This is a genomic window from Streptomyces sp. S3(2020) (assembly GCF_013044505.1).
Classification (GTDB): domain Bacteria; phylum Actinomycetota; class Actinomycetes; order Streptomycetales; family Streptomycetaceae; genus Streptomyces.
The window spans coordinates 1-8312 of the sequence record NZ_JABERD010000311.1 but is presented as its reverse complement, the minus strand read 5'-3'; the positions used below and the strand labels follow the sequence as shown (position 1 = coordinate 8312).

General features: G+C 66.9%; 7 protein-coding genes, 1 tRNA gene and 1 pseudogene. 1 reads left to right on the top strand and 8 read right to left on the bottom strand.

Annotated features, from left to right (window positions below; all coding sequences use genetic code 11):
• Positions 1-72: 72 nt before the first annotated feature.
• On the bottom strand, positions 73-858 hold the full coding sequence (locus tag HLK59_RS45875; protein ID WP_171147618.1) for a helix-turn-helix domain-containing protein: 786 nt from the start codon (positions 856-858) through the stop codon (positions 73-75).
• A gap of 87 nt (positions 859-945) precedes the next feature.
• Positions 946-1029: transfer RNA gene (locus HLK59_RS45870), tRNA-Leu, on the bottom strand.
• A 97-nt stretch (positions 1030-1126) separates the two neighbouring features.
• Between HLK59_RS45870 and HLK59_RS45865 the strand changes: the two genes are divergently transcribed.
• Complete coding sequence (locus tag HLK59_RS45865) at positions 1127-1783, top strand: response regulator (protein ID WP_171147617.1); 657 nt, start codon at positions 1127-1129, stop codon at positions 1781-1783.
• A gap of 83 nt (positions 1784-1866) precedes the next feature.
• Here HLK59_RS45865 and HLK59_RS45860 read toward each other — a convergent pair whose 3' ends face one another.
• The 6 genes and pseudogenes from HLK59_RS45860 to HLK59_RS45835 form a co-directional block, all read right to left on the bottom strand.
• On the bottom strand, positions 1867-2583 hold the full coding sequence (locus tag HLK59_RS45860; RefSeq protein WP_171147616.1) for an ABC transporter ATP-binding protein: 717 nt from the start codon (positions 2581-2583) through the stop codon (positions 1867-1869).
• Positions 2580-3467 (bottom strand): ABC transporter ATP-binding protein, encoded by an 888-nt coding sequence (locus HLK59_RS45855; RefSeq protein WP_171147615.1) that lies wholly within the window; start codon positions 3465-3467, stop codon positions 2580-2582. The genes HLK59_RS45860 and HLK59_RS45855 overlap by 4 nt, the downstream gene beginning before the upstream one ends.
• A 3-nt stretch (positions 3468-3470) precedes the next feature.
• Positions 3471-5297 (bottom strand): branched-chain amino acid ABC transporter permease, encoded by a 1827-nt coding sequence (locus HLK59_RS45850; RefSeq protein ID WP_171147614.1) that lies wholly within the window; start codon positions 5295-5297, stop codon positions 3471-3473.
• Positions 5298-5302: 5 nt separating this feature from the next.
• Complete coding sequence (locus HLK59_RS45845; RefSeq protein ID WP_171147613.1) at positions 5303-6235, bottom strand: branched-chain amino acid ABC transporter permease; 933 nt, start codon at positions 6233-6235, stop codon at positions 5303-5305.
• Between the two features lie 139 nt (positions 6236-6374).
• Positions 6375-7604 (bottom strand): branched-chain amino acid ABC transporter substrate-binding protein, encoded by a 1230-nt coding sequence (locus HLK59_RS45840; RefSeq protein WP_171147612.1) that lies wholly within the window; start codon positions 7602-7604, stop codon positions 6375-6377.
• A gap of 290 nt (positions 7605-7894) precedes the next feature.
• A pseudogene (locus tag HLK59_RS45835) lies at positions 7895-8312 on the bottom strand (hypothetical protein); the annotation flags it as partial.

Sequence of the window (8312 nt, the reverse complement as noted above, 5' to 3'; positions counted from 1 at the left end):
CTCCGTCATGCTACCCTTGCCTGTTCGGCGTAGTGTTCTGTGGTGGGGGTGTGACGGGTCATATTGCGGGGGTCAGTGTTTGGGGCCTACGTGGGTGTCGAGGAGGGCGACTGAGGCTTTGCGGGCGACGGAGATGTTGAAGGGATCGCTGCCTCGGGCGAGGGTTGTCCATTCGACGCCGACGAGGTCGAGGGTGTCGGTGAAGAGCTTCCTGATGTCGTCGGACTTGTTGGTGAAGAAGTACCGGGGGTATTCGTAGCGCTTGCGTTCACCGGCTACGAGGCGGGTGGTCCAGTTGGTGATGCGGCAGCCATCGGAGTGGATGAGGCCGCGGATGAATTCCCAGGGGTGGGCGTCGACGATTTCCTGTTGCCAGGGTTCGAGGGCGATGAGGCGGTCGTGTTTCTTGCCGGGACCATGCTGAGGGAAGAGGCACCACAAGTGCATGGAGTACAGCTTCACGTCCCGACAGCCCTTACGGCGGACTCGGCAGACCGAGTTGTTGGGGAACACCGATCGCATGGCGTTCTCGCACAAGTCCATGAGGCCAGGGTGTGACTCGGCGCAGGTAATGGACAGGCTGGGTGACCGCATGGCGCGGTTCTGGATGATGTGGCCGTCGCCGAGGTAGAGGCCGAGAAGGTAGGAGTACGCCGGTGAGTTGAGGTCGCCGTCGCAGCGAGGGCACGGCGGCGGCTGGCGTCCTGGGCACTCGCCGCGGGTGGCCCGGTCTGCATGTTTCCAGTACCCGATCGTGCCGACCGGGATGTTGAACTTGCGGGCCACATCGGCGTTGGGGACGCCGTCGCGCAGCAGTGTGAGCGCCTTCTGTCGAACCTCAGTACCGTGAAAGTTCATGCGACTACTCTGGGTGAGTGATCGCGACTGGGCGCAGCAAAAAGCGGATGTTCACGAGAACGTGGACATCCGCTTCTGGGCCAGAGGTGCCGGGTACGGGATTCGAACCCGTATGTCCTCTCGGACAGATGTGTTTGAGACATCCGCGTAAGCCGATTCCGCCAACCCGGCTGGGCACTCCGAGAGTGTACCGGGTCACCGCAGCTCCCCGCCTCTAGGTAGGCTTCTTACGCAGTAGTACCTGCCCGGCCCGCAACAAGGAGCCCCCGTGACCGCCCCCGAGTCGCCCCAGCCCGTAGACGCGCCCGACGACGACAAGTCGCACGTGCCTCCGCTGACGACCCGTGTCGTCATCGCCGAGGACGAGGCCCTCATCCGGCTCGACCTCAAAGAGATGCTGGAGGAAGAGGGCTACAGCGTCGTCGGCGAGGCCGGTGACGGTGAGCAGGCCATCGAGCTCGCCCGTGAGCACAAGCCTGACCTCGTGATCCTCGATGTGAAGATGCCGAAGATGGACGGCATCTCCGCGGCCGAGAAGATCGCCGAGGAGCGCATCGCCCCCGTCCTGATGCTCACCGCCTTCTCGCAGCGGGATCTGGTCGAGCGCGCCCGCGACGCCGGCGCGATGGCTTACCTCGTGAAGCCGTTCAGCAAGAGCGACGTCGTCCCGGCGATCGAGATGGCCGTCTCACGTTTCACCGAGCTGAAGGAGCTGGAGGCCGAGGTCGCCGACCTCACCCTGCGCCTGGAGACCCGCAAGCTCGTCGACCGGGCGAAGTCGATTCTTCAGACCGAGTACGGGCTGACCGAGCCGGCCGCGTTCCGCTGGATCCAGAAGACGTCGATGGACCGGCGTATGTCGATGCAGCAGGTGGCCGAGGCGGTCATCCAGGACGCCGATGAGAAGAAGGCCGGCAAGGGCTGACCTCCCCGAGCATCCATGCGCGAGGCCCGCGTCCCCGGTTAGGGGCGCGGGCCTCGTCGTACAGCTGTCACCAGGGCAAGGACTCAGTCCTCGCCGAGGTACGCCTTGCGTACGGACTCGTCGTGCAGCAGGTCCTGGCCGGTGCCGGACAGCACGATCTTGCCGATCTCCATCACATGGCCGTGGTCGGCGAGTGACAGTGCCGCCTGGGCGTTCTGCTCGACGAGGAGAATCGTCGTGCCCTGGGACTTCAGCTCGGCGATGGTCGCCATGATCTTCTGCATCATGATCGGCGAGAGGCCCATGGACGGCTCGTCGAGCATGAGCAGCTTCGGCTGGGACATGAGCGCGCGGCCCATGGCCAGCATCTGCTGCTCACCGCCGGAGAGGGTGCCCGCGGCCTGCTTGCGGCGTTCGCCGAGGATGGCGAAGAGGTCGTAGGCGCGCTGGATGTCCTTCTCGATGCCCGGCTTGTCGTTGCGCAGGAAGGCGCCCAGTCGGAGGTTGTCCTCGATCGTCATGCGCGGGAAGATGTGCCGCCCCTCGGGGGAGTGGGCGAGGCCGAGCGAGACGATCTGGTGGGCCGGGGTCTTCTTGAGCGATTTGCCGTCGAACTTGATCTGGCCGCCGACCGGCTTGAGCAGACCCGAGAGGGTGCGCAGGGTCGTGGTCTTGCCGGCGCCGTTGGTGCCGATGAGGGTGACGACCTCGCCGGCGTCGACCTTGAACGAGATGCCCTTGACGGCCTCGATCTTGCCGTAGGCGACCCGCAGGTCCTCTACTTCGAGCAGTGCGGTCATCGGTCGTTCTCCTTGCCGGGCGCGGCGTCGGTCGTGATGTCGGCCTGTGCCTCGGCTGCCTCGACCTCGGCGACTTCCGCGTCGCCGGGGGCGCCCTCGAAGGGTTCGCCGAGGTAGGCGGCGATGACGCGTTCGTCGCCCTGGACGGTGGCGCTGTCGCCTTCGACGAGTTTCTCGCCCTGGACGAGTACGGCGACGCGGTCGCAGAGGTTGAAGATGAACCGCATGTCGTGCTCGATGACGAGGACGGCGATGCCCTTGTCGCGGATGGCGAAGACCAGTTCCTCCGTCGCCCGCGTCTCCTGGGGGTTCATGCCGGCCGTGGGCTCGTCCAGGAGCAGCAGGCCGGGTTCGCTCGCCAGTGCGCGGGCGATCTCCAGCTTGCGCTGTTCGCCGTAGGGCAGGTTGCGGGCGAGGTGTTCGGCCTTGCTCGCGAGGCCGACGAACTCCAGGAGTTCCATGGCGCGTTCGTGGGAGGCCTTTTCGGCGCGGTGGAAGCCGGGGCCGCGCAGGAGGGCGGACCAGAGGCCTTCCTTGGTGCGGGTGTGGCGGCCGACGAGCACGTTCTCCAGGACCGTCATGTTGGCGAACAGGCGGATGTTCTGGAAGGTGCGGGCGATGCCGGCGGCGGTGACCTTGAAGGACTTGGGCGGCAGGACGGTGCCCTTGTAGCGGACCTCTCCCTCGGTGGGGATGTAGAGGCCGGTGAGGCAGTTGAAGAAGGTCGTCTTGCCGGCGCCGTTGGGGCCGATGAGTCCGACGATCTCGCCCGTGTTGACCTGGAGGTCGACGTTGCGTACGGCGGTGAGGCCGCCGAAGCGCATGGTGACGCCGCGGGCGTCCAGGACGGTCGTCGCGGTGACGGTGGTGGTGTCGGTGGTCATGTGTCAGGCCCCTGCCTTGCCGAGGACTGTGGGCGCTTCGGCCTCTTCGTGGAATTCGAGCTGGCGGCGCCGGTTGGGGATGAGGCCCTCGGGGCGGAAGCGCATCAGGAGGATGAGGGCGACACCGAAGGCGAAGAGCTGGTAGTTGGCCATGAACTGGAGCTTGGCCGGGATGAGGTAGAGCAGTGAGGCGCCGACGAGGGGTCCGGCGATGGTGCCCATGCCGCCGAGGACGACGGCGGCGAGGAGGAACGCCGAGTTGGGCGGGACCGGTCCGGCGAACTGGTACTGCTCGGGCGTCACGGTGTAGGTGACGTGGGCCTGGACGCTGCCGGCGAGGCCGGCGAGGGTGGCGCCGAGGGCGAAGGCGATGAGCTTGACGCGGAAGCCGTTGATGCCCATGGCGAGGGCGGCTGTCTCGTCTTCGCGGATGGCGATCCAGGCGCGGCCGATGCGGGAGTCGCTGCTGCGTCGGAAGACCACGACGACGATCAGGGTGATGAACAGCATCAGCAGGAAGTAGTTGGCGAAGCGGGCGATGCTGAAGCCGAGGATGTCGTGGGTCTGGCCGAAGTCGAAGCCGAGGATCTCGAGGTTCGGGATCGAGGCGATGCCGTTGGAGCCGTTGGTGACGTCGGGTCCTGAGGTGCCGTCCATGTTGAGGACGGTGATGCGGAAGATCTCACCGAAGCCGAGGGTGACGATGGCGAGGTAGTCGCCGCGCAGCCGCAGGGTGGGGGCGCCGATGAGGACGCCGAAGACCATGGCGACGGCGGCGCCGAGGAGCGCGGAGGCCCAGAAGGGCCACTGGACGCCGAGCGGTGAGGTGGGGGAGCCGGAGACCAGGGCCGCGGTGTAGGCGCCGACGCCGAGGAAGGCGACGTATCCGAGGTCGAGGAGGCCGGCGAGACCGACGACGATGTTCAGGCCGAGAGCGACGGTGGCGAAGATGAGGATGTAGACGCCGAGGGTCGCGTAGCGGTCGTCGGACTGGGTGAACGGGAAGGCCGCGGCGGCGACGAACGCACCGATCATGGTGACGTTGCGGTGCTTCGCGGTGATCCCCGAGACCCGGGCCACGAGCCCGGCCTTGGCGACGGCGGCGAAGAGGAAGCCGACGGTGATGAGGAAGCCGATGAAGAGTTCGTCGTACTCGGTGCCGATGCCGTAGGTGAAGACGGTGAGGCCGACGGCGAGGGCGGCGACGATGATCAGGATCTCGGCGTAGGCCGGGAGCTGGGGTGCCTTGCCGGGGGTGCCGGAGGCGATCGAGGCCTTGAAGACGGACCAGTTGTGGCGTCCGCCGTGCTTGAACTGCTCCCAGCCGGTGTCGTCCGGGTCGATCGGGTCGGGCTCCGGGCGGGTGAAGGGCAGGGCGAAGGCGCCGAGGACGGCGGCGAGGGTGGCGATGGCGACGATGTAGCCGCCGGGTTCGAGGTTGACGATGCCGCCGAGGTCGACCGTGATGGCGATGACCGTGTACCAGGCGGTGGCGAAGGTGCCGAGCGCGGAGAGCTTGATGGCGCTGTCGGCGCCGGCGGGGGTGAGCCAGCCCAGGCCCGGGACGCCGTAGGAGGCGAGGCCGAAGAGCGTGGTGAGGAGGCCGCCGATGAGGACGAGGACCTGGAGGCCGCCGGGGTAGCCGTAGACGGTGAGGTCGCCGGGGAACTCGGAGGTCCAGGTCCAGGCCATGAAGGTGGAGATGACGGCGAGGGCGCCGCCCGTGGTGGCGAGGGCGCGGCCGATGTTCTCCGGGAGGCCGATGAGGCCGCTGGTGTTGCCGTCCTTGCTGACGGGGGCGCCGGTGGTTTCGGTGGTCTGTGTGGTCATCGGTGTCACGCCCTGTCAGCGACGCGCTCGCCGAGCAGGCCCTGGGGCCTGAACAGGAGTACGAGGATGAGGAGTACGAAGGCCCAGACGTTGGCCCAGGACTGGCCGCCGAGCTTGTCGAAGCCGGGGACGTCGGCGATGTAGGCGGTGGCGAGCGTTTCGGCGAGGCCGAGGACGATGCCGCCGATCATGGCGCCGTAGATGTTGCCGATGCCGCCGAGGACGGCCGCGGTGAAGGCCTTGAGGCCGAGGATGAAGCCCATCATGAAGTCGACCTGGCCGTACTTGAGGCCGTAGGCGACGGATCCGACGGCGGCGAAGGCGGCGCCGAGGGCGAAGGCGATCACGATGATGCGGTCGGTGTTGACACCCATGAGCTTGGCGGTGTCGGGGTCCTGGGCGGTGGCCTGCATGCCGCGTCCGGTGCGGGTGCGCATCACGAAGTAGGCGAGGATGCCCATGCTGATGGGGGCGGCGATGAACAGGAAGATGTCACCGGTCTGGATGGTGACGCTGCCGATCTCGAAGGGGCCGCCGCCGATCTCGGGGAACTTGATGGGCGACTTGGCGTCGGGGTACCAGGCCCAGACCGCCTGCTGGAGGGCCAGGGAGAGGCCGATGGCGGTGATGAGGGGCGCGAGGCGTGGGGCGGTGCGCAGGGGGCGGTAGGCGAACCGTTCCGCTCCGACGGCGACGGTGACGGAGACGATGATGGCGCCCATGAGCATCAGGGGCAGGGCGATCGCCATCGAGGTGCCGTCGGGCAGTACGTACAGGTAGACGGTGACAGCACCGAATCCACCGGTCATGAAGATCTCGCCGTGGGCGAAGTTGATGAGCTGGACGATGCCGTAGACCATTGTGTAGCCGATGGCGACGAGCCCGTACATTGCTCCTAGTAGCAGGCCGTTGACCAGCTGCTGCGGCAGTTCGTTCACCGCATGTCCTCCGAGACTTCGGATGTTCGACGGATGTGTGGCCGGGTGTGTGGCCGGGTGGGGCCGGATGCGAGTCCGCGCGGGGCGCCAGTGGAACAGCGCCCCGCGCGGCTCGATCAGTTGGTGCTGCGGGTCTCAATCAGCCTGTGTAGGTGCCGGACTTGACGGCCTTCCAGGCGCCGTTCTCGACGGCGTAGACGGTGAGCTGCTTGTTGGTGGCGTCACCGTACTCGTCGAAGGAGACCTTGCCGGTCACACCGTCGAAGGAGACGTTCTGGACGGCCGCGGTGATCTTGGCGCGGGCGTCGGCCGGGAGCTTGCCGTCGTTGTCCTCGACGACCTTCTTCACGGCGAGGATGATCGACCAGGCGGCGTCGTAGGAGTAACCGCCGTAGGCCGCGTACTCCTCCTTGTAGCCGCCGGCCTTGTAATCGGCGACGAACTGCTTGGCCGAGGGCAGTTCCTCGACCGGGGCGCCGACGGAGGTGGCGAGGTCACCGGTGCTGCCGTCGCCGGCCAGCTCGATGAAGGTCGGGTCGAAGATGCCGTCACCGCCGACGAGCGGGACCTTGGCACCGGCGGCCTTGATCTGCTTGCTGAGCGGACCGGCCTGCGGGTACTCGCCGCCGTAGTAGACGACGTCCGCGCCGGAGCTCTTCACCTGGGTGGCGACCGCGGAGAAGTCCTTGGTGGTGGGGTCGATGTGCTGGGTGCCGACGACCTTGCCGCCGAGCTTCTTGAACTCGGTGGTGAAGGTGGCGGCGAGACCGGCGCCGTAGGTCTTCTTGTCGTCGATGACGAAGACCTTGGTCTTCTTGGCGTCGTTGTAGACGTACTGCGCGGCGAACGGGCCCTGGATGGCGTCCGTGGTCGACGTGCGGAAGTACGACTTGTAGGTGCGCACCTTCTTGTTCTGCCAGTCGGCGCCCTGGGTGAGGCCCGGGCCGGTGTTGGCCGGGGAGACCTCGACGAGGCCGGCGTCGTCGAAGACCTTCTGCATCGACTCGGCGACGGAGGAGTTCAGCGGGCCGACGACGCCCATGACGGACTTGTCGCTGACGAGCTGGACGGCGTTGGCCTGGCCCGAGGAGGGCTGGGCCTGGTCGTCGAGGGCCTTGATCTCGAAGGTGACGCCGTCGACGAGCTTCTGCTTGTTGGCGGTCTTCGCGGCGAGGTCGACGGAGTTCTTGATGCCGAGGCCGAGGGCGGAGAGGTCACCCGTCAGCGGGGCGTCGACGCCGATGACGACCTTGGTGCCGCCGCTACCGGAGTCCGAGCCGCCGTCGTCGTCGCGCGAGCCGCAGGCGGTGAGGGTGAGTGCTCCCGCCGCCAGCGCGGCGGTGATGGTGATGAGCGAACGTTGACGCACGATTCGTCCTTTCATGGCGCGGCGCTCCCCCCTGGAAGCAGCCGAGTCGTTGCGCGGGGTGCCTGACGTGACAATCCGGTGGCGCGGTGACTGGCCGTGACTCTAAGCGGGTGTGGGGATCGTGGAGGAGGGTCCGGGCCAGGCTGTGACGCTCTTGTTATGACACGTCGTAATGCAGAGCGGTACTGAGTGGGTGGAACTGCGGAATTCAGGCGGATTCGCCCGGTCCACATAGTGAGAACCCGCAGGACCCGACCTGGATGCTTCAGGCGTCTCGGGTGTTTTGGTAATTACCCGAAATCGTTGCTGCAGGCGACTTGTAGGGCCTCTGACAGCTGCTGTGCATAGCGCTGTCCGAGGATGAAACTGTGAACTTCTATTGCGCGCGTATTACGTAGAGTTACGTCGAGGAAAGGGAGTCCGGCGTTCCACGGCACTTTCCTGCATTGCGTCACCTTCATGGTGACGACGATCTTGCGGCTTGATCCCGCTGTCGTGCGAAAGGGCGCCGGTGGAGTCGATTTGATGGACAGGCCGGCGTAGGGCTGGGAGATCCGGGTCACGGTGACCGGGGGGCCGGCCAGCACGGTCAGCTCCACCCCGAGGCTGAAGCTCCGCCTCGGCGCGCCCTCGGGCGTCGGCTCCCAGCTCAGGTAGTGCACATCGGTGACCTGGGAGGGGTACGGGGGCGGGAGAGCCGGCGGCGGC